We start from the raw sequence: 25,494 nt of genomic DNA, 5'->3' as shown, positions 1-25,494 counted from the left end.
TTTACCCCAAAAATATTATTCGTTTCTTGTAAGTGGAAGCCTGATTATAACTTCGCATCCCATATTAGGACCAGGACTTACGATACTTACAACATCCCTCTCTCCAGCAAAGAGACGAAGCCTTGAAATGACATTATCCATACCAATACCATTGTTGTCATACTGCTGCTCTTTTGGAGAATAGTCCCCACTAAGGATCTTGTCTATATCTTCCTGACTGATTCCCTTACCATTGTCCTTGATGCAAATGCAGACATTACTATCCTCGCGATATACCTTCAAGGTGATCATACCCTTATCACCCATCTCGCGGATTCCATGATTGACTGCATTCTCAACGATTGGCTGCAGGATCATGCTTGGCATCTTACATTCAAGGAGCCTGTTGTCAACCTGCTTCTCATAACCTATATCGCCAGAAAAGCGAACATTCAAAATCTGAATATAGTTATCAACCAGCGTAACCTCTTCAATAATTGTAACAAAAGTTTTCTGATTTTTGACATTGTATCTGAAAAAATCTGCCACGGTCTGAACATACTCATAGGTCCTGTCAGCGCCTTCCATCATGGCGAGCTGCGCTCCTGCATTAAGAGTGTTAAAAAGAAAATGCGGATTGATCTGAGCCTGAAGGTACTTAAGCTGGGCATCCTTAAGATGTGCCTCCATCATAAGCTCTTTTTCCTGCATATATCTTTCTTTTTCAAGGCTCTCTTTTAACTTCTCAATATAATCCTTGATGCTGACAACCATCTTGTTAAAAGCACCGATAACTATTCCGATCTCATCGTTATAGGCAATCTCAGGAAGGTCTGCATCAAAGTTACCTTTTGCCACTTCATCTGCTGAATCAGCAAGGTTCTTAAGAGGCATGATCATAGCACTTACAAAGCTTGTTACGATCACAACGTTACCTATCATGATAAGAGTCATGATAGTGACAGCCACAGCTTCGAAGTTCCTATAGCCTTTAGAAAGCTTAACGTAGTTCTCTGAGTTTGCTACAAAGAGCTCCAAATTAAGGCTTGTGATATATGCGCTGATATCTTCATATAGTCCTGTTGCTGTCTCGTAGTAGTTTCTGTATTTTTCTACGTTACGACCACGCTTAGCCTCGATAGTCTGATCAACAACCTCCAGATATCTATAGGACATGTACTTGATATTTCTCTCCATTCTGTTAAAAGAGAAATCGGTTACCTTATCATCAAGCTTTTCCGCCATATCCTGATATGCCTGGGCACTCTTGTAATATTCTTCAAGAGAATCACTGGTCTTGGAACTAAGGTAGCCTGTCATGGAATCCTGTACTGCACTTAATGAATCTGACAGCTCATTCAAAGACCTGTTGTCTTCGTATATCATCTCCATGTCCTTGGACATACTGTTGATTCCCAAAATAAGGAACATATTAACAATAAAGATGATAACGTTAGCAAAGATACAGATGCTGATGATCTTAAATTGGAGGGGCTTATTTAGAAACTTATTCATCTTTACCCTCCTTATCAATAAAGTCAGCTACATTGTCCTTATTAATGAGGGTAATATCTGCCATGTAATACTGGCTGGTGTTACCATATTCGTAGTAGTCATAGAGGGCACTAACGCTATATTCTCCAAGCTGATCAGTATTGATAGAGATTGTTGAATAAACAACACCCTTATCAATAGCACTTAAGATTTCCTTGGAGTCATAGTAACCAAGGATATCTACCTCACCAACCATGTTGAAGTCTACAACTGCCTGATAGGCACAGATAGTATTTAGCTCATTTAAGCACACGATAACATCAGGGACTTCTTCTCCTAGGAAAATGTCTCTGATGGATTCTTCTGCAGAAAAAGTATTGGTATTATCAACTGTTACGATAGATACTGAAATATTCTGAGCATCACCTGTCTCTTCACTTATGGTATCCTGCATAGAAGAGATTATGATGTTCTGGCCGGTATTTTGGGTATCCGCACTGGCAAGAACGCATACTTTGGTCTCTAGGTTTTCTTCAGTACTTTGAGATTTATTTTCAAGAATGCTGACGATCTGCTTGCCATAGAGCTTACCGATACTATATCCGCCCACACCAACAAAGCTGAGTCTGTCGGACCTTGCGCTATCTCCATAGAGAGTAACTACAGGTATTCCATTAGATACAGCGTCGTTTATAAGTCTTGTCATTACTGCTGATTCGTTGGCGTATACAATGATTCCGTCCACCTTGGAAGCTATGGCTATCTTCATAAGCTCCTCACATGAACGCCCCTCTGAAAGATTCTCTCCCAAAAGATCTACATAGATATTATCTTCCTTGGCAGTAGCAAGTGCTCCCTCATACACTGACTTCCAGAAATCTGCCTTATAATTATCCGTGATCATTACATAGTATTTGTCATATACATTAGCATCTGCCTGGTTTTCTATATCAATCTTGTAGAACCTATAGGTAAATGCCCCGACAAATAAAGTTGCCAGAACAAAAACAAGAGTAAATATCAGTATCAGATATTGTCGTACGATCCTCTTTTTGTATTTATCCACGCTTTCTTTATTCATAAGGAAATTTTAGCAGATGAATATAATAAGAAAAAGTGGACTTTTTTGCATTTGATAATTCAAATCACAAAAAAATCCACTTTCTTAATTTCATTCAAAAAAACACTTTATTATCTTAAGTATTAAGAATTACTCTGTAACGCTGAAGATTTCTGTACCATCTGCTGTATAGTAAGCAAATGTAACTGTCTCTGGACGAATCTTAGCTGTCTTCTCAATCTCATCCTTTGTCTGGTTGATAAGATCTGACCAAGATGACTCAGCCTCAAGAGCTGCCTTAAGGTCATCAGCTGAAGCTGAAAGCTCTTCTACATAGTAATACTTGTAAGTAAGGTTGTTGCCAGTTACTTCCATAGCATAGTCTGAATATGTGTCACTGTACTGAGAAAGGAGATCTTCCTTAGCCTTCTCTGTCTCTGCTACTGCAGCATCAGATGTAAGGATTTCCTCAAGTGAACTTGGTGCTCCACAAGCTACAAGCATTAAGCAAGCCATAAGTGGAAGAAGGATTCTTGAAACAAACTTTTTCATAACATCATACCTCTTTCTATATTTTTCCCTTTAGTAATTGTTACGTAAGCCGCAACATTTAGTATGATATCACATAATACTATATTTCGTATAGTACAAATTTTATTTTTTTATCAGCTTGCCAGATCTCTTTTGTTAAATCTTAAGAATGCAAAGGCTACTCCTCCGATCAAAAAAGCTGCTGCCAATGCTATAGCTTTTCCTTCAGTAGCTACCCCAGTAAATATCTCGGATGCGTTGGAATATGAATAAGGTCCTATAAAGAGATAGTCCTTAAGGTCTGGAACCACTCTTCCCATTACGTCGTAGGCATAGCATACGAGAGCTATTCCAAGGCCAAGTCCCATTCTGTTCTTACCAGAAATAGCTGACACTCCAAAGCAGATACCTGCAATCTCGGCATTCATCAGTAGCTGCATTCCCATGAATTTCATGAACTGATCCATTGGCATCTCTTCGCCCAGGATCTCAAATCCTATGTAGTAAAATGCTGTACAGATTACTGTAAACACTATAAGCATTATGGCTACGCAGATTCCCTTTGCTGCAATGATCTTACTTCTTGATAGCGGAAGAGAAAATGTAAATTCTCCCGTATGGGCATCCTCTTCCTTAGAAATAATGCCTATTGCTGTTATAGCTGCAAACATGGCACTTCCAAGGCCATGAACAGCTCCTACTTCTGTAGCAAAGTATCCTTTTAGCGTTGCAATACTAAGAGTACTCATTCCAAAGGCTTCTGAAAAAGCTCCCATATTGGAAAAGGCATCTGCCATGTCCTTCATCTCGCCTTCCATTGACTGATACAGCAGTATGCATGCAAATCCCATAAGTCCTACTGAAATGCTCCATATTAACAAGCTCTTTATATTAAGTAATAATTCTCTTTTAAGTACTGATCTCATATTTACGCCTCCTCATCATCTTCATAAAAACTTAGGAAAGTCTCATCATCAATATGTGGTGTATCGAGCATTGTGAGCCTTCCGTCTCTCATGATCGCTGCATTTTTGCAGTATTTATCAACTTCAGATAATACATGTGTTGATAAAAGACATGTGGCGCCTTTATCTACATATTCATTTATGAGTTCAAAGAATTTCTTTTGCATAAGAGGGTCGAGACCTCCTGTAGGCTCATCAAAGATAAAGAGCTTTGGCTTATGCTGCATTGCGCACACAATGCTGACCTTCTTTCTATTTCCAAGAGACAGCTGTTTTATCTTTTTGTTTGTATCAACCTTAAGCCTTTCGCAGAGCATTCCTGCTTCATTACTGCAATCAAGTCCTCTTACGTCTGCTGCGTATTTGATAACATCCTTTACCTTCATGGAATCGTAAAACCAGGCTTCAGATGGCATGTAGCCTACTTCTCTAAGTATCTTTTCATGGTCCCTTCCGCTGTCCATTCCAAGGATATTGATACTGCCCTCATTTATCTTAAGAAATCCAAGCATGGATCGGATCGTAGTAGATTTGCCCGCTCCGTTTGGTCCAAGGAAGCCAAAGATATCTCCCTGCTTTACATTTAGAGATACATCTATTACTCCTCGGCTCTTACCGTAACTTTTTGTGAGATGTCTGATCTCGATAACATTTTCTTTCATATAGCGCCTCCTTTGTTCTTGTAATTTATTCATAACAAAAACAAAAAACGGGAACAATACATGTTCCCGTAAGATGCACTATATTACCTCTATCATTCACTTTTTTGATGACTTGTCTGGAAAAATTTAAGGTCCTCGTTTAGTTTTTTGTCATCTATCTTGCGCTTATATTTGTAGATCAGATATACGCAGAAATAAACAAGTAAAATGTACGCTGCAAATAAAAGCGTTACCAAAAGGTCTTTTGCAAACCAGTTAAATACATATGAGATAATGCAATAAACTGCGGTGCAGCCTATCATACCAAAGGCTTCCTTGAGTCCAAGCTTGTCAGCTTCATCAAAGTTCCAAAGAAAATACACCTGAATATAGCCAATTATGTAGCAGGCAAATATAAGCTCTGTCATGTGGAGAATGCTGGCGTCGTAGATTCCAAGGCATACTCTGTAAACGCAGTAGAAAAAAAGGAATGCAAAGAAATAAAGGCATGACTTAAACTCGATACCTATCTCTTTTGTAAGATACAGTTCCCACAGTGATAATTTCTTTTTGTCCTTCATATTACCTGCCTCCTTTCAAAAGTCTTCTAAAATCTGACGCATATCTTCTGGATATTATGATATGCTCGCCGCTTTCCATGGTGGCGTCTATCCTGTTAGAGGACAGGCTCTTTAAGGCCTTCACCCTGTTAACGTTGATGACCATGGACTTACTGCACCTAAAAAAGCTCTCGTCGTCAATGTCTGTTACGAAGGAATTAAGGCTTCCGTCAATCCTTACAACGCTACTACCTGTATAGGCAAAAAGCTTGTCGTCAACAGACTCAAGATAGAGGATGTCATGGAGACTAATGCTGACAGTTCCTGATTCTGTCTTGCCCCACAGCTTGTCCTCAGTCTTTTCAAGGATGCCGATTATTCTTTTGATAGCAGGTGTGAGGTCCTTGTAGCGTATGGTTACGCTATCCTCCCCTGCAGTGATCTTCTCTATATCTATCTTCATACTATAATTCTAGCATAAAATGAGCTCTAGGGACGGAGGTTAGGGCTCATTTTTCCCTGAATGAGCTCTAGGGACGGAGGTTAGGGCTCATTTTTGTCTTACAAGATTTCATTAGTGATAGTCATGACATCCCTAAGTGCATCGATGTCCACAAGTGCATCCCCTGTAGCCAGAGAGTGGTTGGCATTAGGATAAACATGGAGAGGAATTCCCTTCTCTTCTGCTTTCTTTCGTGCTGCATTTACGTCTGCTATTGGGTCCTTATCTCCCATAAATGCCACGATATGGCCTACTGCCTTATCATAGGCGTCCATAACAGGAGTGTACCAGATCTGCGTTGGAGCCATGTTATGCTCAGTAGCGTATCTGGCACCCACAATTGTTCCAAAGCTCTTTCCTATAAATACAACCTTGTCGTACTCGTTATAATTTATGCTATCAAGACGCTCTGCCGCATATTCGTATGCCTTGTCTGCTACAGCATTCATCTCATCAGGATTTCTATAGTTAACGCCTACAAAGAATTTGTCATAATCAACGTTAACTATCTCGTATTCCTTCTTTATAGCTATAGTTTGAGCATAGTATAAAAGAGGCTTATCCTTGGTGTAGCCTGTTCCTGGTAAGATTACTGCGAGCTTTTTAGAATTCATTTATTTTCCTCCTACTAAAATGAGCCCTAACCTCCGTCCCTAGGGCTCACTATTTCTAAAATGAGCCGTAACCTCCGTCCCTAGGGCTCATTTTCATTTTCTTGGCAGCCTTTGCCCATTTAGAGATTTCCTTTTTCTTGGCATAATTTCTAGTGTTTTCAGAAAGTAAAGACTTATATAGATTATAACGCTCTATCGAAAGTTCGCCACTTTCTATTGCAGCCTTTATGGCACATCCTGGTTCCGTATCATGTTTGCAGTCGCTGAATTTACAGCACTTTTCCAAAGTCAGAATATCAGAAAAGGTATTGTCTATTCCCTGCTCTGAACTAGCCATTCCAATCTCTCTCATGCCTGGAGTATCGATTATGGATACACCATTATCAAGCTCGATGAGCTGCCTGTAGGTTGTGGTATGCCTACCTGTAGAATCCGATTCTCTGACAGCAGAGGTCTTCATCAGGTCTTCACCTGCAAGCTCGTTTAAAAGAGTAGATTTCCCAGCTCCAGATGATCCCATGAGGCATATAGTAACGCCGGGCCGCATATATTCCTGAAGTTCATCTGTTCCTATTCCGTACAATGCAGAAATTGCATGGACTCTTACTTTGTCAGATATGCTCTCAACTTCCCTTATATATCTGCCATAGTTACTGCAAAGGTCTGACTTTGTAAGGACCACGACAGGTATCGAATGTCCCTGCAGGGCAACGCTTGCATACCTGGCAATCCTGTTAAAGCTGTAGTCTTCATTTAGCGATGTCACTATAAAGGTATAGTCAACATTTGCCACCATGTACTGCATGACGCCAGTTTTGGCTTGATCTGGCCTTTGTAAAAAGCTTGTTCTCTCATAGACCGACGCTATGAGGGAATCTCCGTTTTCATTATAGGCAAAAGAAACATAGTCCCCAACTACTGGAAGATTCTCTGCCTCTTCATCTCTAAAGCTTCCCTTTAGCTTTGCTGAAATATCTTTTCCCTCAAATCTTAGGATATAGCTATTCTTGTGAATTGCAGAAACTCTGCCTTTAGATAATCTTTCGTTTGAATTATTCATTTTTTCTCCATCCTTATTCTTGATTGGTATGGAGACCTCAGTATGGAAAAGTGCCAAGAATATGGCTGGTTTAAATTAAAAAAGAAAAAGCCGTGACTAATAAGCCACGGCTAAGAAAATCAATTATTTATCACAAACCGAGGTCTTCATAAAGTATTTAGTTAAAACGTTCATATTCATCTTCTCTACACTCATTATTATGATTACCTCGCTTTCTTTAGTATTTTTTCAACAAAATTAGTATATCACCCAAATAGCATGTCCGCAACCCTCTCAAGTTCCCTTCGCTCCTTGGAATCATCATATCCGCTTTCCTTATCATCAATGCCCTTCAGGGGATCAATAGAATACAGCCCATCGCGGTTACAGTAAAAGAATATCCTTCTAACTCCGCTTATCTTAAATCGCGCTTCAGGACTACCTTCCGGATAGAGCTTAACCATCTGTATGCCATCAGATGAAGTTGCTGCCACAAAAGAAATATAATGTTCCTTGGTCATGCTGTGATCGATACGCACGTAATATTCATCTTCCACACGTTCGATAAATACCATATGTTTCTCATCAGTAGGCTCTGCTTCAAGTGGCTCAAGCTGAATACCATGACAGTGAACTGCTATTTCTCCCATACTATGTATAACATTTCCACAAACAGGGCAGACATAGAACTTTGCCTTTAGCATATTTGCAGATACATTAGCATTGTGAATGGTATTACCTGAAATGAGCTCTGTTACCGAGATTCTGAATGCCTCAGCTATTGGTTCCAACAGTGTAATATCAGGATACCCTTTACCTGTCTCCCACTTAGATACAGTCTTATCGCTTACCCCCAGTTTCTCCGATAGCTGAAGCTGTGTCATCTTATTCTTTTCCCTTAATTCCTTAATGATCGTTCCCGTAACATATTGGTTCATATCTCCATCACCTCCATGTTCAGATTGTAGTCCAGTGCAAAAGAACTTGGTACCTACGGAAAGTAGAGTTAACAAGACAGCTTTCTGTTCAATTCATCCTGTAAACATTCAGCTCAATCCCTTTATAATTGCAGTTTTCAATTAGTTTTCCACCACAGCTAAGAATTACTCGCTCACTAGCCACATTTGAAGGCTCGCAAGCTATTTCTTCTGGTGCATGTTCTCGCATACGCTGGTTCTGTCAAAATCGGATCGTTTTAGTCTAGTACGTAATCTTTAGACTTTAACACCCTATATTTCCCCTCAAATACTTCCTTGCATATCCTAAGTTCCAGTTCCTGTCTATATTTAAAGTGCTCTAGTAGTGCCTCAGTACCTGACAATCCCCTTTCCTTAGCATAAGGACAATTGTCAAAGTATCCTATCATCAGTGGAAACCACATCTCTTTTCCCTTGTCATCAGAGCGTTCCTTCCTGATAACGTCGATATTTGCTGCTATGTCATCAGTCTGAATGTACATTATCTGATAATCCTTGCCAGCAAGAGCCTTTTTGACCTCTTTATAAAAGTTTAAGATCTCTTCATCAGTCTTTTGCTGGAATAGGATCATGTCTTCAACGATGTTCTGGAAAAGAGAACACTCAAAGATATTCCTATCACCACTAAAATTCTGAAATCTTCTTAAGACAACTTCCTTAAAGCTTTCAGCATCAAGGTTCCCATTGTAGATCTCATATTTTTCTAAATCCTTGTGGAAGCCCGGAACATCAGTAATTATCTTGGTGTAGCAGATGATCATGTGGTCATCTTCTTCATAGCTCTTTTCCCTGATCTCATCTCTAAGGCTCTCGTACTTATCAAGAATTTCTTCATAAGTCTTTTGGTCCACGTAAGCGCACCAGGCAAGCTCAACAGGAGAATAGTCCCCTTCGCAAATAGCCTTATACTCAGGATACTTCTCAGAAAGCTTTCTTACAAGCGTGCTCTTGCCGCTTCCCTGCAATCCTTCTACAAAATAGTTCATGCATTATCTCCTTTATAGGTCATCTATGGATGTAAAGCCTTGTAGGCTCAGGCTCTCCGTCGCCCTGGGCCATGCAAAAGAACTCCCATCCGTATCTTTCGTAAAATCCAACATGGTCAGTAACTAGATAAATTGGGGTAATGCCCTTGGACTTCATATCATCAACTACCATATTAAGTAGCTTTCCAGATATGCCCTGGCATCTATAGTCCTCCTCTGTGTAAACAGCGCAGACATTTGGCGCAAGGTCTTTTCTGTCGTGGAAGTCATTTTCGATAACACCCATGCCGCCTACTATTTTTTCTCCATCAAGGCAAAGATACCAGCCATACTCAGTTTCTTTAGCTAAATATGCATCCATGCACTCTAGGTAAGCCTCAGTTGGCACTCCCCATTTTTCATGAAACCAGTTTGCTGCTGTTTCCTTTATTTCTGGCATTTGACGTAAATTCACATATCTATAATCACTCATGATTCTTTTAATCCTCCATCTGTTAATGTGTAAATCTTGGTACACACTTCATCTATATACTTTCTATCGTGTGAAATGCTGATCACCGCTCCAGGAAAAGAAGCTATCATCTTCCTGATAACTGGTCCTGACAGGGGCGAAAAGTTTCGTGTTGGCTCGTCTAGTATCAGGACATTTGCATCTGACAAGCTCATCTTAAGTAGAAGTACCTTTGCCTTTTGGCCGCCAGATAGTTCCCTTATGGAATGATCCATTTCATCTGCGGTGTATTTAAGTGCCCCTAGATAAGTCCTAATGCGAGTGCGAATGGCCTTATCACCGGTATCATCCAAAAATTCCACAGGCGTAGCATCAAGGTCAAGAAGCTCTTCGTAGTTTTGTGGCATGTACTGCGCCTTTATGTCTTTTCTTGAAAGGAGCTCTTTTGCCATCATCTTTAAAAGTGTGGTCTTGCCGGCTCCATTAGTGCCTACGATACATATCTTTTCAGGGCCTCTGACTCTAAGGAAAATATCCTTTGCAAGGACCTTTGATCCATCCGGCGTCTTCAGCTCATCTAGCTCATACTCGATAACCGTCTTACCTGCAGGCATTTTGGCGTTTTCATCCCCAAGCTTAAAAAATATTGCTTCTTCCTGCTCAGGCATTTTGGTCATGTTCTCATCCTCTTTTTCAAAGCGCTTACCCATGGCCTTTACGGTATGCATCTTGTCTTTGAGGTTCTTGCCTATGGAATCCCTAGCACCCTTAGAAATATTCGTAAGAGCATGATCTACGCTGTTATATACCCTTGCATATTTCTCGTCACGGCGCTTTTTCTCCTTCTTGTCATTGATTGCCTGCTGTTCCTGCCTCTCGAAATTCTCAGCTCTTTTCTCAATGTAGTTCCTGTAACTATCCTTTACGATAGTGTACCTACTCTTGGTCTTACGCATGATCTGCTCGATGTGGATCACCACATTTGCCGTGTTCTCAATAAGGGTCTCATCATGAGATATGAAAAGAACTATGTGCTCCCACCCATTAATTAACTTCTCTAAAAGTTCCAGCGTGCTGATGTCTATGTCGTTTGATGGCTCATCCAAAAGAAGCACTGTTGGACCATCCATAAGAAGTCTCATGAGCTGGGCCTTTACCTTTTCTCCTCCGGACAAGCTCTGCATCTTTTGCTCGCTGTAAAAAAAGTCCGCGGGAACCTGAAATTCTACGGCCATGGTAGAAAGTTCTTTTGGCGTCTTATCAAAGAAAAAGTTCGACTCTGAAAAGTATTCATAAAGCGTCTTGTCTTTATCAGCTTCAGGCAGTTCCTGTGGTAGATACCCAAGGACTTCCCCTGATAATACCCTCTCGCCCTCACACTCTGCATATTCCAAAGCAAGCTCAGGATCGTAGATCCATTTCATAAGGGTTGACTTACCATTTCCCTCTTCTCCTATGATCACTGCTTTATCTCCATCGTTTAGGACCATATTGAATTTTTCTAATATGATACGCAGATCAACGCGGTGTGTTATAGTCAAGTTTTTGATCTGTAGCATATATCACCCTCCAGTCTAGCTGCAAAAAAAAGAGTCCATTCTGCATACGCAAAATAGACTCACACAAATAGACCTACTATAACAGTTAGGCTAAAGAATGCATGATAATCTAGTTTAAGCGTACACAAAACAGCCGCATAAGCAGCTATCTAAAAATCTTTGTGTTAACTCAAGCTAAATTATCTAATATACATTTCCTCACCTAAACGCAAAGCGCTCTTTCTTTTATATTTTTAAAACCATTTTTATACTAACATCTATCTACTCAATATGTCAAAGGCCATATCGTACATTTCTCTTGCATCTACAGTATTTCTAATGTAGTTTGGCTCATCTGGCTCATACCTGACATATTTTTCTACTTCCTCGATAAGTGCAAGAAGGCACACTGCGATCTGATATCTAATTTCAGTTTCTTCTGAAAGAACTATCTTTTCATCAGCAGTTTCATTGTATATCTCAAGCTCTTTTACCTTAGATGAAAGAGGTGCTTTTTGGCCTGAACCAAGGGTAATAAAGTCAGCTACAGGATCGCCCCAGAATCCGCGCTCTGGATCGATCCAGCAGATCTTGCCATCCTTATACAGGACATTGCTGTCCCAAAGGTCGAAATTAACCATTCTGCAAGGGACTTTCCTCAGGAGTTCTTCATGCTTATCAATGAGCTTTATGAATTTCTCCCCATCTGGCGTCTCATATCCCAGGGCTTTGCAATCGGAAACGAGATTTGAAGCCATTGCCTCTATAGCCTCATACCAGGTGTCGTGAAGACCTGACTGCCTATAGCCAAATTTATCATTTTTGATTCTGTGTATCTTGGCAAGCATGCCAATCTTCTGCTTCTGAACATTTTCATATTCCTGATCAGCGAAGTTTACAGCCCACAGCGGCTCCCCCTCCATCATCTCCATGATAAAGCAGTTGCTCTTTATTATACTTTTTGAATAATCAGAAACATACACCTCTGGGCAAAGGATATCTGTATTCTCATGCATCTTCTTATACCAGAACACTTCCGACTCCATCATATTCTTTTCATAGGTAAGGACCTGTGCTCCCTTTGGCGGCGCGATCTTGAGTGCATAGCTACTGCCGTCATCACAGATAACCTTGTATGCTGCGTTAAACTCCCCATTTCCAAGAGGCGTAATACCTGTCACTTCCCCAACCTTATGATGCTCGAATAATTCCTTGATTTCTTCATGTGTAGCTTCGTATTTTGTCTTGCTGTTGATCATCTTGTCCCCTCCTGTGATCAATAGATTTAAATGCGCTTATTTTATTACAAATCTTGGACCTTCCTCACCTACTTCGCCATTTGGAATAAATCCCACCTTGGCAAGTATATTCTGTGATGCCTTATTATCATGTTTTTTATTATACCCCCTGCTATCAGTACTTTACACACAAAAAAACAGACCCATGATTTACATCATACGGATCTGTTTTGCACTTATTTTGTAAGTTTTTTTACAAAGAAACCAAATACGTTGCGTACCAAAGGTCCCGCAAAGAATATCTGCCAGCAAAGAGCCATTGGGAAGTTCATTGCTGTTGTCTGAAGCCACACTGCCACAATCTCTTTTCCTGCATTCTTGAAAAGAAGTGTTGCTGCAAAGCTCATCAGTGGGCACATGAGGCAAACTGACATAGATGATATCGCAAGAATAATCATGATCGCTGGGTCCTTGCCTGGAGTTACAAATCTAAAAGCAAGCTTCTGAGCAAGTCTTCCAACAAAGATGAGTTCTAATGCTATGGCGATAGGCCACATGATCAGCATTTCCTTAAATGCTGCAAGAAATACAAAGTTCTGCATTCCCCCTACGTTAAGGGCGATATTGTAGCAGATCATTGCATAAACCATGACAAAGGCCATAAAAATTGTAAAAATAACATCCTGAAACTTATTCTGTGGTAACACGTTAAGATTCTCCTTTCAAAAAACGGCGAAGACTTAAGCGTGTTGTTCGTTATCACCTTCCTAGGTGTGCGTTTCCAATGTTACCAACTTTTGTATCTTCTGATTTTTAATCAACAGAGTGTGATTATAGCAGAAAATGGTGAAACGTGTAAGAGTGTTTTTCAGCAATCTTTTTTGTCAGATAAATAGTATAGTTTATCTGACGAATTTCACTGCCTGTATTTCGAATGAAAGAATAGAAGCAGTCCGCCAGACAGGCGGACTGCAAATAAACTTGTATAATGGCTTCTCACCACGTTTTCACATAGTTTGGGGTGCAGGGGTTAAGAAATAGCGGACAACTATTTCCATTTTGGAAAAAGTTGCCCCCTTATAGAAAGGTCTCCCTTAGTCTCTGTGCAACTTCTTCGGTTGTAACACCATAATTAATCAATGTATTAACATCAAATGGATCAGTATCCAGCAATTCTATAAACCTACTAATATCATCATACACAGTTTCAGGCAAAGAAAGTGGCCTTTCAACAACCAACTCAGTAATTATCCTTAGAACATCCTTTTTATGCTTTTTGTATTCTGAAGAATGAACCGTTTCACCTGCATCGCGCTTAGCTTTCAGATCCAGATATGCCTTGGCTTTAAATAAAATGAGATATTCCGGCCTAAGCACTGACAAATGGTCGACCACAGTTCTTCCTTCCAGAAGAATCTTATAATAGTCTTCATTTAAAAGGATACCTGACAAGCTTGATATTTCATCATCTATATGTATTGGTGTTAAAATATTCGGCTCTCTTATCGGAAATTCTGTTCTAGCAAATAGCTCAATCATCACCGGATATCCTGCGTTTTGCGGATCAGTAAATCTAAAAAACTGTGGTTTTCCCGAACTTGTAGCCTTGTGCTGATAATCGCCATCTATTATGAATTGCCAAAACTTTTCTCCAAAATCCGGAGTTAATGCTTCGACAATCAAAACCATATCCAGATCTCTTGTAGCTCTAAAAGCAATTTCATTATTTGAAAAGTTTATATCGCAAGCAGCACCTCCTATAAGGACGTATTTGTCCTCATCTCCTTCAAAATGCTGCTTTAATTTTTCTAACCCTACTACCATACATACTCCTCTAACATTTCTTCTATCGACAATTCGACCCTTTCATCATTTTTCTCATCATCTAGTGATAAACAAACGCTCAAAGGGTCTTGAATATTCTTTTTAACTGAATCTATATAATACCCTAATTCTAAGACAACGCATCCAATTTCATCATTTCTGCCTGCCTGTTTCATTGTCCTTATGCCACTTTTATTAATATCCTCTTTGGTAATAGCATATGTTGGATACGCGTTATCTGATAACATTGAATATTCGCAAAGGGCGGATATTCCTGCCATTTTGCTCAGCTTAACATTTTCAACCAAATTGAACTTTCGAATAACCGGGTTTCTGCAAAAAGGTTCTATTGCTCTCCATGCTGCTTTCTTATCAGGATTCACCGTAATAGCACGGTATCTCCCCTTGCTGTCCAAGACGTCTATACCAAGATACTCTATTTCATCAAAGCACTTACTTATTGCCATCTTGGAAATGCCTAGACGAGATGCAATATACGTAACAGTAGCCTTTTCATATCCTTCTATAATTCCCAAAATTAACATCTTTTGCGTCAGAAAAGAGATATCGTGTACAGGTTTCAGTTGTCTATCATTACCGGAAAGAAGCACACCTAAAAAAGGTAAATACACATCTCTATTCTCTAATACAAACGGTATCCCCTCTTCAACCATTTTTTCTTTTGAATAATATGTGGTTTGTTCTAAGAAAACTACGCAGTTAAGTTGCACTGTTTTTTCAAGCAAAGACCTATGCTTACGTATCTGTGATAAGCCCACACTGTTCTTGGGTTGCATTGCAATCCATTCAGCGCCATTAGTATTTACTCGATAAAGAATATACATGCCTTTATAAAACAGTGGTAATCCTTTGTATAATGACTCATCTTCGTCCAAAGTTACATTCATATGAAGTGCTTTTTCAAGGTAATCTTTCATAATTATCTCGCTTTTTAAATTGTAAATCATTTTAGTTTACAATTTAAATATAGCACCATGAACTAAATAATTCAAATTAAAATAATTACCTCTTGCGTCAGATAAATTGCATAATTTATTTGACGAACTGCTGCTTCTACTATGATGAGTGGTTATTTCCAAAATGGAAATAACCACTTTCAGCAATTTGCTAGTGCCATCAAACATATTTCAGTGCGATATGCCTATATTCCTCAGCAGAATAAACCATCTTGTTTTCATTGAGAATTTCAATTTCTATATCCCCACATTCATCAAAAGGTAAATAATATCTCAAATTAACAGTAACATCTTCTCTGCGTCCAATCTCAACTAGCCACTTGGAACAATCTTTCCCGCACTTTGTAGCGTTATACATAAGATCAGGCATTTTATAAATACAGATGAGTGTTTGTACACCTTCTGATAGCCTTTCTGGCGGAATAGGTCCAAGCTCTTCATTTACAATAAACTGATTGCCTTTATAATACGACTTATCTACATCAGCCATTATTTCAGCTACAAGAGGATCCTCAAACCACTCCTCTTCGAAATTAAATCTGAACCATGACGGTACATGCATTGCCCCTTCTGTTTCACCAAAGATAATTTTTAGCATATTTTTGTATCTTTCTCACCCACTGTAACCGTACAAACTTTATATCCAAGTTTCCCCATAATTGGTACCTTTTCGTATTTCCTAGTTTCAGTATCAATGATGATCATAGCTGATTCTCCAATCTGCCTTCCATCACTATATGTTGAAAAAACATCTGTAGAAATAAATCCATTTTTCTCATATATTTCCTTAACAGGTGTGTGACCAACTACCTGTGTATAATCTTCTCTCCTGAAAGCCTCTATATCTTTGTACTGTGGTCTATACCATAGCGGCGATTCATCATTCCACAGGTATTTATCTGATGCACTGTTCACTGCTTCCAAAATTTCATCTATATCAGCGTCCAATAATTCAGAATTTAATCTACTGACGTATTCAGCAATTAGCCCACCATGCATAAAAAGCACATTGTCTATCCTATGAATAAATGCAATCTGTGATCTATTCTGTAAAGAATCTTTAAGTTCATCCAACTTTGAAATAACTGTTCTTTCTGCATACGGTGAATATCCGGATTCAAGTTTGCCCCAAGGATAGCTAACATCATGATTTCCATAACACCACAACGTCTCAGGATATGCCTTGGCAAAAGAAATAGCTCTGTCGAAAGTGTCTCGATACTGATCCACACTGAGTTCCTTTCCCCAATCGTCAGGTATATCCATAAGACACACCGCTTTATCAGCCTTGCCTTCACTAAGGATTTCTGCTGCCCTGTCAAACATCCAAGGTTTTAAATGTATATCTGGAATTACAAGTACTTTCATTATTCAAATTTCCCTTCCAACGTTTGTTTATCACTAAAGAATTCAATTATCGCTTAACATACACTGGATAAAAATGCCTTGCACTGTTATTCTTCTATTCTTCAATTCATAGTCCTCCCTTTTTAAAGTGTTCACATCTGAACACTTTATACTAATTGAAATGCTAATTTGGCATTTCAAGATCATATATTCTCAAGATCCTCAAGTTTCTTCAAGGTCTTCAGATAAGCCATCAGTCTCTTCTGCTGTTCTTCCCCAAGACCATGATACTCAACAAGCATCTCCTTATCTTCAAAGCTTACTTCCATATCATTATGCTTTGTGAAATCATCATCTATCCCTTCCCCAGTAAGAAGTTGCTCAGGAGTGATATCAAGAGCAGTACAGATATCCATTATTTTCTCTGCTGAAGGGTTAGTCTTTTTTGTCTTCCAGTCACTTATGGTACTACTAGAAAGACCTATCATCTTGCCAAAAGAAGCTTGAGAAATGCCACGTTCCTGCAATATCTTAAATATTCTTTCGCTTATAATCATATTTATTATTCTCCGTATATACGAGTAAATTTCATTCCGCCACTGCGTCTATAATATCATCCCACCAGCACATATTCAATGTTTCCTCTCTACTAAATAAAAAACCTGTAGACAATGCCTACAGGTTTAAAATCATATTAATTTGTTTAAGTTTTTTCGTCCCACCACTATTTCACAAGGAAGTTCTGCTCTCGCACTTCGTGCTCGCCAGAACAACAGTCGTCTCTAAACTCAAACTTCCTTTACAGTCGTCTCTAAACTCAAACTTCCTTTACAGTCGTTTTCGTTAAGAGGACGACTGTTTCTACATGGCTTGTCCATGGGAACTGATCTACTGCTACAGCCCTACTCATCATATATCCGTTCTCCTGGAAGATTTCCAGGTCGCGGGCAAGGGATGTAGGTTTGCAGGATACGTAGATCATATAGTTAACGCCATAATCAATTATCTTCTTCAGTGCCTTAGGATTGATACCATCACGAGGAGGATCAAGAATGATAAGATCTGGCTTATCTTCAATGTTATCGAGAACCTTAAGGACATCACCGGCGATGAACTCACAGTTATCAAGGTGATTGAGCTTGGCGTTCTCTTTGGCTGCTTCAACTGCTTCTTCAACAATCTCAACACCGATAACCTTAGTGGCTACTGGTGCAAGGAGCTGAGCAATTGTGCCGGTTCCTGAATAAAGATCAAATACAACTCCGTCATTCTTGATGTTGCTCTGATCATACAAGCTGCGAATGTAATCACGAACTGTCTGATAGAGAACCTCAGCACTTAAGCTGTTTGTCTGGAAGAATGAAAATGGAGTGATCCTAAACTTAAGGCCAAGAAGCTGCTCATAGAAGAAGTCCTGACCATAGAGGATTTCTGTACCTTCGTCAATTACAGCATCTGCAAGAGAGTCATTCTTGGTATGAAGGATACCAGCAATTCTGCCGTCGAGCTGCAAGTTCAAAAGTGCATCCTTATAGCCAGTAAGATCATGCTCTTCCTGAGTTGTTGTAATAAGGTCGATCAAAATATCACCTGTTCTAACAGCTTTTCTAACTAGAAGATGTCTAAGATAGCCTTCCTGCTTCATTCTGTGGTAGAAGGTGATTTCCTTTTTGTCATACATTGGTGAAAAGTAATCAACAGTAGCTGAAAGAATTGCTCTATAGTCATCATCTACGATGCGGCAACCACTGACAGTTACGATATCATAAAAGCTCCCTTTCTTGTGCATTCCAAGAGAGAGAGGACCTCCCATGATCTCATCACCAAAGGTGAATTCCATCTTGTTTCTATATGCATACTTAACAGGGCTGGTCTTGATACCCTCCCATGTAAAGCGAATAGAGTTTCTCTCTACAGCTGGCTTTAAAAGGCTTCTTACCTGCTGTTCCTTAAGGCCAAGTTCCTTGACATAAGGCATTGTGAGATAGCTACATCCACCACATTTTCCAAAGTGAATGCATGGGCTCTCGTTTGAATCAGGTGCTTCTTCTAATACTTCAAGAAGTCGTCCTTCTGCCCTGCCATTTCTAACCTTCTGTATCTGTACTGAAACTTTCTGATCAGGAAGAGCGCCTTTTACAACAACTTTTCCCTCTTCTGTCTCAAGGATTCCCTTATTTGGAAACTCTACTCTTTTAACTATTCCTGTTACAATGTCTTTTTTCTTCACGGTAATTAATTCTTAACTTTCCCTGATAAAATCTTCGTCATCGAAGTCATCTTCGAAATCGTCGAAATCATCATCATAATAATCATCTTCAAAGGCTGGTGTCATATAGCGATATACAAGGTATGAAATGATCGCTACAGCTGAAATAGATCCAATTACAGCCAAAATCCAAAGGATCACGTTAGAAGGCTTCTTGGCATTTGCAGCCTCTCTCTTGTCCAGAAGTTCGTTAATTCTTGTAAGTTCAATAATGTCGTCAATCTTTGATTTTACTTCCATCTTAGTAACCCCTTTCTCAAATAAATAATCTAGATTAAGTATAGCATATATAATATTAAACGTAATTGAATGCCGGATTATTTCACACTTTCTTAAGTTTTGCAAAAGCAGCATACATGATCTTCTGGCCGCAGTTGTCGAAGTTGACTGTTACCTTGTAATCACGTGGTCCTTCTTCTAGAGAAGTTACTACTCCTACGCCGTACTTGATGTGTGAGACCTTATCTCCAACATTGTAATCAGGCTTGGACGCTGCCATTGGCATTCCCTTAGATAGACCTGCAAGAGTGCCCTTTGTATGTGTCTTGGCTGCGCCAGCAATGTAAGGCTTACTCTGTGGCACTGCTCTTGGCTTCTTTGGAGCAGGCTTTGCCTTTAGCTTATAAGAATTGGAAAGCTGTGAAACGCCGCTGCTACTTCCAAAGTTCTTGTTCTGGTAAGATGACTTAAGGCTTGGTCCATCGTAGTCGTCAAAAGAGCTACTTCTACGGGACTTTTCATATGTACTCTCAACACCTTCATACTCGTCGATTGATTCGCCATCATCAAAAAGAAATGCTGGCTTACTACTCTGAGGCTTGGCGTTTTCAAGCATGTTGTCAGGAATCTCAGTAACAAATCGGCTAAGTCTGTTGTACATTGTCTCGCCTCTTACCATTCTGCGCCTTGCAGCAGTAAGAGTTAAATGCTTCTTAGCTCTTGTAATTCCTACATAAGCAAGTCTTCTCTCCTCTTCAATGCCCTCAGGATCTGAATCCTCGCACTGAAGTGTCATGTAAGATGGGAACACACCCTCTTCCATGCCGGCAAGGTAAACGTGCTCAAACTCAAGTCCCTTGGCACTATGAAGAGTCATAAGGAGAACTTTTTCACCATCCTCATCTACTCTATCAAGGTCAGAAATAAGAGCTACATTCTCCAAATATCCAGATATACTAGGCGATTCATTGCCTTCTTCCTCAACGCGTCTTTCATATTCAACAATAGCTGAGATCAACTCATCCAAATTGGCTTTTCTACTATTATCACCGCTATTGTCTTCTTCATCTTCATCCAAAGTTTCTACATACTTCATATAGCCAGTAACATCAATGATGTCTTTTGTTAAATCTTCTACTGAATAGCTTTTAGCTTTTGTTCTAAAAGCTCTGATCATTGTAACAAAATCTTTCAATTTGCTAGCACTTCTTGCAACTGCAACAATCTGATCAGCTTCACACAAAGCATCATAGAAACTAATTTGTCTCTCTATAGCATATTCCTGAACATATTCAATGGTCGTTGCTCCTATACCTCTCTTAGGAACATTGATAATTCTTTTTACTGCGATATCATCCTGACCATTATCTATGACCTTTAAATACGCCAAAATATCTTTAATTTCTCTTCTTGAATAGAAATTAACTCCACCAACAACATTGTATGGAATTCCTTCTGCAGCAAACCATTTTTCAAAAAGACGAGATTGTGCATTAGTTCTATAAAGAACGGCTACATCATTATAATTTAATTTGCCACTTCTTTTTAATTTGCCCAAATCCGTGGCAACAAACTTAGCTTCATCTTCTCCTGTATCAAACTCCACAAGCTTGACCTTATCCCCATCCTTTTGATCTGTCCAAAGAGCCTTGTCCTTACGGCCGTAGTTGTTACTGATGACAGCATTGGCAGCATCAAGGATTTCCTGGGTTGAGCGGTAGTTCTGCTCAAGCTTTATAACAGTTGCATCAGGATATACCTTCTCAAAATCAAGGATATTTCTGATGTTAGCGCCTCTAAATCTGTAGATACTCTGGTCATCATCACCTACAACGCAAAGGTTCCTGTACTTGTCAGCAAGGAGCCTTATGAGCTCAAACTGAGCATTGTTGGTATCCTGATACTCATCCACCATGATATAACGGAATCTGTCCTGATATGATTCAAGGACATCAGGATTAGTCTTAAAGAGCTCTACAGTCTTAAAGATAAGGTCATCAAAGTCCATGGCATTATTCTTTTTGAGAGCATTCTGATACTCAGTATATGCCTTTGAAATGCGGACCTTGTTATATTCATTATTTGTACTTAATGCGTATTCTTCTGGAGAAACCAGATTGTCTTTACATCTGGATATGCTGCCCATGATATTGCGAAGCTTGAGCTGAGTAGTTTCAAGCTGGAATCTCTTGCAGATATCCTTCATAAGACTCTTAGAATCATCAGTATCATAGATCGTAAAGTTATTGTCGAAGCCAAGTCTGTCGGCATATCTTCTAAGGATCCTTACGCAGCTGGAGTGGAAGGTTGAAACCCAAATGCTCTCAGCTCCAAATCCGACGATCTTGTCTACTCTTTCACGCATCTCACCTGCTGCCTTGTTGGTGAAGGTGATAGCCATTATATTCCATGGATTGACGTTGCATTCATCGATAAGGTATGCAACTCTGTGGGTGAGGACTCTGGTCTTACCGGAACCTGCTCCTGCCAGGATCAGCACTGGACCATCCGTCTGAAGAACAGCTTTTTTCTGCTGCGTATTAAGTGTATCGTAAATTCCCATTACTTCTTCTTTTCCTTGCTCTTATCTTTCTTTGCCTTCGCCTCGTCCTCCTCTTTGGTCACGTTATCAAGGATCTTCTCTATGAGAAGCTTTTTAACATAAACGTCATAGGATAAAAGAGTTATGAAGGAAAAGAGCTGCATTCTCTTTTTCTCATCCTCTGTAATATTAAGGTTTGTGAAGGTCTCGCCTGCTCTCTCATATTTCTTTTTGAGGTCTTCAATAACAGGCTCAAGTTCTTCCTTCTGAAGATCGAAGGCTGTTTCATATATCTTACTAAGATTAAGTTCGTCATCACTTACATGGAACCTGTTCTTTAGAGGCTCAATAAGTGTCTGTATGTCATTTATAGATAAAATACTCTTAAGATAATAGATAAATATCAAAAGAATAAGATGATCTTTGGAATACTTTTTTCTCACTGGAGGTGGTAAAAGATCATTCTTGGCATAGTTATTGATCATGGTCTTAGTTAGGATCTTATCAGTCTCAGGATGTCTTGTAGTCTTTTTGAGTCTCTCATCCATAAAAGTCGTGAGCTGATCCATATACAGATCAATATTTGGAATCTCATCAAGAGGAATAGTATCTATTCTTCCAAGAGAAGCAATTATGCTGTTCATAAGATCATCATTGTCGATAGTCATCTTTTTTATCCTCGTTTAGTCTCTTCTGCCAATTTGCGCATCTCAAGTGCATTTTGAATAACTGCATCAGTGATCTCTTCACCGCCTAGGAGTCTAGCCAGTTCACTTGTAGAAGCGTCTGCGTCAAGCTTTGAAATGCTTGTTACTGTTCTGCCGTCATCAAGTCCCTTTTCGATCATGAAATGAGTATCTGACATAGCAGCGATCTGTGGAAGATGCGTAATGCAGATAATCTGGTGATCCTTTGAAAGTTCACCCAGCTTCTGGGAAACCTTCCAGGCTGTTCTGCCGCTGATTCCGGCATCAATCTCATCAAATATAAGAGTGCTGATATCGTCCTTGTCAGCAACCACAGTCTTAAGTGCAAGCATGATCCTTGAAAGTTCGCCACCGCTGGCAATCTGATCAAGTGGTCTCATGGCTTCACCAGGGTTTGTTGATATCATGAACTGTGCATCATCATAGCCCTTTGAAGAAATCTTATCTTCATCACTCTTTATTTCTATTTCAAATCTCACATCCAGGAAATTAAGGTCAATAAGAGCCTCTGTGAGCTTGTCCTGAAGAGATCTTGCTCCCTTCTTCCTGATATCTGAGATCTTTTTACATAGTAAAAGAACTTCTTTCTTCTTGTCATCCAAAGACTTAGTAAGCTTATTTCTTACAGCATCAAGATCTGAAAGAGCTTCAAGCCTACTAGACTTTTCCTCAAGGTACTCAAGAACCTTTTCTAAGCTTCCGCCGTACTTGTCCTTAAGATGATTTAAGGTATTAAGTCTGTCTTCTGTATTTCTAAAGTCTTCGTCGTCAAACTCAAGGTCAGAGACATAATCTGACAAGCTGTGATTAAAGTCTGTCAGGAGGTTCTCTATGTCTGATAACTGGGACAAAAGATCTTCTATATCGCTGTCATAATTAGAAACAGATGACAGCTCCCTTACAGCGCGGCCAATAAGGTCTGATGCGCTGTCTTCTCCGTCATTACCTGAAGTCATGGCTGATGCTGCATAGGCGGCTTCTGAGATCTTTCTGCTATTTACCATCTTGTGGTATCTGCTCTCAAGCTCTTCGTCTTCGCCAAGTACTACATTTGCATCATTTATCTCATTAACTTCAAACTCCAAAAGCTCCTGCTCTCTAAGTCTTGAAGACTCATCCATGCTCATGTCCTCAAGCTCTTTTTCAAGAGATCTCATCTCTTCATATCTAAGCGAAAGCTCCTGAAGCGGAGTTTTTAGCTCATTCATACAATAATCATCAAGAATCTCCATGTGCTTTTTCTTGTGAAGAAGCTCTTGATGATCATTTTGTCCGTGGATATTTATGAGAATGCTGGCAATATCTTTGAGCTGCCTAGCTGAAACAGTCTCGCCGCAGATCTTTGAAATGCTTCTTCCAGGCATGATCTTGCGCTGAATGATAACTGTTCCATCCTCATCAAGGTCAATATCCATATCCTTTATGAACTTTTTTTGCTGATCATTTAATTCCCCAAAAGTAAGTTCCACCAGAGCTGACTCTTCGCCAGTCCTGATAAGCCCAGCATCTGTCTTGCCACCAAGAGCAAGATTGACTGAACCTATGATGACTGATTTACCAGCACCAGTTTCACCGGTAAGAATATTTAGTCCCTTGGAAAACTCGATCTCCTGCTCTTTTATAAGAGCCAGGTTCTTTACATGCAAACTATATAACATTTTTCATCTCCTCTAAAAGAGGACCCCGCCAAAATTTATTTAGTCTTCATTCATGAGAGTCTGGATCTCCTCCATGATCTCTACCGCTTCCTCGTTGGTCTTAATGGCGATCATGATAGTGTCATCACCAGCGATACATCCAACGATCTGTGGAAAATTAAGTGCATCAAGGGCTGCAGCAAGAGCCATAGCCATACCTGATACTGTCTTCATAACTAATATATTCTGAGCCAGATCCATACTTACAAATCCAGCTTTGAGAACGCTAACATATTTGTCCTGCATTATATCGCTGTCTGCAGTTGAATATACATATTTTGACTTACCATCTTCTGTTACCTGCTTGGTAAGCTTCATCTGCCTGATATCCCTTGAAACTGTTGCCTGAGTAACATCATAACCAGCGTCCTTTAAAAGAGCTGCAAGCTGTTCCTGTGTCTCTACAACATTTCTTGCGATGATCTCGATGATCTTGTCGTGTCTGTTTTTCTTCATTTCTAACCTTCCCCTTCACAATCATATATTATCTAAACTTTTCACCAAGAACCTGTAAAAAGCTGACTCTGTTGAGCTTTAGTATCCTGGTTGTCATGTCGGACCTCTGAATTGAGATCCTATCCCCTGTTGTCATTTCAATTATACCGCATCCATCAAAGCTGGCCACAACCTTTTGACTTATGTTGTCTCTAAAGGCCCCAATCTCAACTTCGACCTTAGTCTTTGATGAAAGCACCAAACTCCTTGAATTAAGAGTATGTGGGCATATTGGAGTTATAAGTATCATATTGGCTGAAGGCTCCACGATAGGACCACCTGCAGACATATTGTAGCCTGTTGATCCTGTAGGAGTTGAAACTATGATACCATCTGCATGATAAGTGCAGAGCAAAAGGTCATTGACGTAAATATTGTAATCTATTGCTGAAATAGATGAATACCTTGTAATGGCAATATCATTGAGACAGTAATCCTTCTTGTCTCCCATACTGCCATCAAGCATCATCCTATCTTCTATCTCATACTTACCGGCAAGGATCTGCTCAAGAGCATTGTCGATGCCATTTTTTTCAACTTCTGCAAGATATCCAAGTGTTCCTAAATTGACACCTATGATCGGAATGTCATAGATAGCGGCACTTCTAGCTGCCTGAAGCATTGTGCCATCGCCGCCAAGAACAATACAAAGGTCAGAATCCTTTGGAATAGCACTCTTAAACTCTTTGCCAGTGTGCTTGTCATCTCTGATCTTTTCGCTCTCAGCTATAACACATTTCTTGCCGTGTTTTTCAAGATATCCCTTGATATAATTAGTGATCTCAAGGTTTATATCCTTGTTTCTGTTAGTAACTATACAAAAGTTATCCATCTATATTCCC

The 25,494-nt window shown here is 39.7% G+C and carries 27 protein-coding genes; all 27 read right to left on the bottom strand.

Going from position 1 to position 25,494, the window contains the following annotated elements:
• Positions 1-15: 15 nt before the first annotated feature.
• Complete coding sequence (locus tag BLS24_RS00415) at positions 16-1,494, bottom strand: sensor histidine kinase (protein WP_091755147.1); 1,479 nt, start codon at positions 1,492-1,494, stop codon at positions 16-18.
• Positions 1,487-2,554, bottom strand: coding sequence for a substrate-binding domain-containing protein (locus BLS24_RS00410; RefSeq protein ID WP_091755146.1), 1,068 nt, complete (start codon positions 2,552-2,554; stop codon positions 1,487-1,489). The genes BLS24_RS00415 and BLS24_RS00410 overlap by 8 nt, the downstream gene beginning before the upstream one ends.
• A gap of 129 nt (positions 2,555-2,683) precedes the next feature.
• Positions 2,684-3,085: a hypothetical protein gene (locus BLS24_RS00405; RefSeq protein WP_091755145.1), complete on the bottom strand. Its 402-nt coding sequence runs from the start codon at positions 3,083-3,085 to the stop codon at positions 2,684-2,686.
• A 113-nt stretch (positions 3,086-3,198) separates the two neighbouring features.
• Positions 3,199-3,990, bottom strand: a complete 792-nt coding sequence (locus BLS24_RS00400) for an ABC transporter permease subunit (RefSeq protein WP_091755144.1) — start codon at positions 3,988-3,990, stop codon at positions 3,199-3,201.
• A gap of 2 nt (positions 3,991-3,992) precedes the next feature.
• On the bottom strand, positions 3,993-4,691 hold the full coding sequence (locus tag BLS24_RS00395) for an ABC transporter ATP-binding protein (RefSeq protein ID WP_091755143.1): 699 nt from the start codon (positions 4,689-4,691) through the stop codon (positions 3,993-3,995).
• A gap of 92 nt (positions 4,692-4,783) precedes the next feature.
• Positions 4,784-5,251, bottom strand: coding sequence for a DUF3021 family protein (locus BLS24_RS00390; RefSeq protein WP_091755142.1), 468 nt, complete (start codon positions 5,249-5,251; stop codon positions 4,784-4,786).
• 1 nt (position 5,252) lies between these two features.
• Positions 5,253-5,693: a LytTR family DNA-binding domain-containing protein gene (locus tag BLS24_RS00385; protein ID WP_091755141.1), complete on the bottom strand. Its 441-nt coding sequence runs from the start codon at positions 5,691-5,693 to the stop codon at positions 5,253-5,255.
• Positions 5,694-5,791: 98 nt separating this feature from the next.
• Positions 5,792-6,346 carry a dienelactone hydrolase family protein gene (locus BLS24_RS00380; protein ID WP_091755140.1) on the bottom strand — a complete coding sequence of 185 codons (555 nt, stop codon included), beginning with the start codon at positions 6,344-6,346 and terminating at the stop codon, positions 5,792-5,794.
• A gap of 55 nt (positions 6,347-6,401) precedes the next feature.
• On the bottom strand, positions 6,402-7,406 hold the full coding sequence (rsgA, locus tag BLS24_RS00375) for a ribosome small subunit-dependent GTPase A (RefSeq protein ID WP_091755139.1): 1,005 nt from the start codon (positions 7,404-7,406) through the stop codon (positions 6,402-6,404).
• Positions 7,407-7,651: 245 nt separating this feature from the next.
• Entirely contained in the window at positions 7,652-8,323 is a 672-nt protein-coding gene (locus BLS24_RS00370) for a helix-turn-helix domain-containing protein (protein ID WP_091755138.1), read from the bottom strand.
• 257 nt (positions 8,324-8,580) lie between these two features.
• On the bottom strand, positions 8,581-9,348 hold the full coding sequence (locus BLS24_RS00365) for a P-loop NTPase family protein (RefSeq protein ID WP_091755137.1): 768 nt from the start codon (positions 9,346-9,348) through the stop codon (positions 8,581-8,583).
• A gap of 19 nt (positions 9,349-9,367) precedes the next feature.
• Positions 9,368-9,820, bottom strand: coding sequence for a GNAT family N-acetyltransferase (locus BLS24_RS00360; RefSeq protein ID WP_091755136.1), 453 nt, complete (start codon positions 9,818-9,820; stop codon positions 9,368-9,370).
• On the bottom strand, positions 9,817-11,358 hold the full coding sequence (locus BLS24_RS00355; RefSeq protein ID WP_091755135.1) for an ATP-binding cassette domain-containing protein: 1,542 nt from the start codon (positions 11,356-11,358) through the stop codon (positions 9,817-9,819). Before BLS24_RS00355 ends, BLS24_RS00360 begins: the two co-directional genes overlap by 4 nt.
• Positions 11,359-11,615: 257 nt before the next feature.
• Entirely contained in the window at positions 11,616-12,596 is a 981-nt protein-coding gene (locus BLS24_RS00350; protein WP_091755134.1) for an aminoglycoside phosphotransferase family protein, read from the bottom strand.
• 215 nt (positions 12,597-12,811) lie between these two features.
• Positions 12,812-13,237, bottom strand: coding sequence for a DUF2798 domain-containing protein (locus tag BLS24_RS00340; protein WP_091755401.1), 426 nt, complete (start codon positions 13,235-13,237; stop codon positions 12,812-12,814).
• A 415-nt stretch (positions 13,238-13,652) separates the two neighbouring features.
• Positions 13,653-14,399, bottom strand: a complete 747-nt coding sequence (locus BLS24_RS00335) for a hypothetical protein (RefSeq protein WP_091755133.1) — start codon at positions 14,397-14,399, stop codon at positions 13,653-13,655.
• Positions 14,393-15,337 (bottom strand): hypothetical protein, encoded by a 945-nt coding sequence (locus tag BLS24_RS00330; protein ID WP_091755132.1) that lies wholly within the window; start codon positions 15,335-15,337, stop codon positions 14,393-14,395. Before BLS24_RS00330 ends, BLS24_RS00335 begins: the two co-directional genes overlap by 7 nt.
• 199 nt (positions 15,338-15,536) lie before the next feature.
• Positions 15,537-15,974: a DUF4869 domain-containing protein gene (locus BLS24_RS00325; protein WP_091755131.1), complete on the bottom strand. Its 438-nt coding sequence runs from the start codon at positions 15,972-15,974 to the stop codon at positions 15,537-15,539.
• Positions 15,968-16,744: a metallophosphoesterase family protein gene (locus BLS24_RS00320; protein WP_091755130.1), complete on the bottom strand. Its 777-nt coding sequence runs from the start codon at positions 16,742-16,744 to the stop codon at positions 15,968-15,970. Before BLS24_RS00320 ends, BLS24_RS00325 begins: the two co-directional genes overlap by 7 nt.
• A 182-nt stretch (positions 16,745-16,926) precedes the next feature.
• Positions 16,927-17,280 (bottom strand): helix-turn-helix domain-containing protein, encoded by a 354-nt coding sequence (locus tag BLS24_RS00315; RefSeq protein ID WP_091755129.1) that lies wholly within the window; start codon positions 17,278-17,280, stop codon positions 16,927-16,929.
• A gap of 260 nt (positions 17,281-17,540) precedes the next feature.
• Positions 17,541-18,953: a 23S rRNA (uracil(1939)-C(5))-methyltransferase RlmD gene (rlmD, locus tag BLS24_RS00310; RefSeq protein ID WP_091755128.1), complete on the bottom strand. Its 1,413-nt coding sequence runs from the start codon at positions 18,951-18,953 to the stop codon at positions 17,541-17,543.
• 12 nt (positions 18,954-18,965) lie between these two features.
• Positions 18,966-19,232: a DUF4366 domain-containing protein gene (locus BLS24_RS00305; protein WP_071175662.1), complete on the bottom strand. Its 267-nt coding sequence runs from the start codon at positions 19,230-19,232 to the stop codon at positions 18,966-18,968.
• 82 nt (positions 19,233-19,314) lie between these two features.
• Positions 19,315-21,774 carry an ATP-dependent helicase gene (locus BLS24_RS00300; protein ID WP_091755127.1) on the bottom strand — a complete coding sequence of 820 codons (2,460 nt, stop codon included), beginning with the start codon at positions 21,772-21,774 and terminating at the stop codon, positions 19,315-19,317.
• Complete coding sequence (locus BLS24_RS00295) at positions 21,774-22,421, bottom strand: DUF1836 domain-containing protein (protein WP_091755126.1); 648 nt, start codon at positions 22,419-22,421, stop codon at positions 21,774-21,776. The genes BLS24_RS00300 and BLS24_RS00295 overlap by 1 nt, the downstream gene beginning before the upstream one ends.
• A 5-nt stretch (positions 22,422-22,426) precedes the next feature.
• Positions 22,427-24,118, bottom strand: coding sequence for a DNA repair protein RecN (gene recN / locus BLS24_RS00290; protein WP_091755125.1), 1,692 nt, complete (start codon positions 24,116-24,118; stop codon positions 22,427-22,429).
• A gap of 39 nt (positions 24,119-24,157) precedes the next feature.
• Complete coding sequence (locus tag BLS24_RS00285) at positions 24,158-24,613, bottom strand: arginine repressor (RefSeq protein WP_091755124.1); 456 nt, start codon at positions 24,611-24,613, stop codon at positions 24,158-24,160.
• A 28-nt stretch (positions 24,614-24,641) separates the two neighbouring features.
• Entirely contained in the window at positions 24,642-25,484 is an 843-nt protein-coding gene (locus BLS24_RS00280) for an NAD(+)/NADH kinase (RefSeq protein ID WP_091755123.1), read from the bottom strand.
• Positions 25,485-25,494: the final 10 nt, after the last annotated feature.

It is taken from the genome of Butyrivibrio sp. INlla18 (genome assembly GCF_900103635.1).
Taxonomy (GTDB): domain Bacteria; phylum Bacillota; class Clostridia; order Lachnospirales; family Lachnospiraceae; genus Butyrivibrio.
The sequence above is the reverse complement of the archived record's forward strand: the minus strand, read 5'-3'. Positions and strand labels throughout refer to the sequence as shown.